This window comes from Virgibacillus carmonensis, assembly GCF_057836705.1.
Genome location: NZ_JBYQFJ010000381.1, coordinates 1 through 532, shown reverse-complemented (window position 1 = coordinate 532; position 532 = coordinate 1). Strand labels below are relative to the sequence as shown.

The window sequence follows — 532 nt, the reverse complement described above, 5'->3', positions numbered from 1 at the left end:
GGAGAAAAAAAGAAAACGTCCTCCTCGACAAGAGACGTGTTGGGGGTAAATGGGTAAATGAAAATGGATGATGTTGACTGAAAACCAGCTGGTTAAAAAACTCAGGCAAGCTGAGCTCGGTCCACATTGCCTCCGACTCAGGCCGCAGCATTCCAAACTCGGGAGACAGCTGTTTCTCTCCCGAGTTTGACTTTTCCACTCCCAAGTTCCACCTATTCCCGCCCGAGTTCAATCCTTGTCCAGACTGAATCCCCCCTCCGTATTGCAAAGCGGTTAATAAGAGAAGAGTAATCCTATATCCTAAATTTTCAGCTCTTTTTTTACCTCAGATTATGATAAAATTAGACGTAATGAAGGGGGATCATATGATGATTGCTGAAGCAGAGAAAATCCTACAAACTTATTATGGTTTTCCAGCCTTTCGACCTGGCCAGAAAGAAACCATATCCAATATACTTGAATTAAAAAACACACTGGCTGTCATGCCTACCGGGGGCGGTAAATCGATATGTTATCAAATTCCCGGTTTAAC

The 532-nt window shown here is 43.4% G+C and carries 2 protein-coding genes; one reads left to right on the top strand and one right to left on the bottom strand.

The genetic code is table 11. From position 1 onward, the window contains the following. Positions 1 to 199 (bottom strand): hypothetical protein (locus AC3G7N_RS22475; RefSeq protein WP_489424316.1); only part of this gene is annotated, 199 nt, incomplete at its 3' end. A gap of 169 nt (positions 200 to 368) precedes the next feature. Between AC3G7N_RS22475 and AC3G7N_RS22470 the strand changes: the two genes are divergently transcribed. Then, on the top strand, positions 369 to 532 hold a 164-nt coding region (locus tag AC3G7N_RS22470), incomplete at its 3' end, for a DEAD/DEAH box helicase (protein ID WP_489424317.1).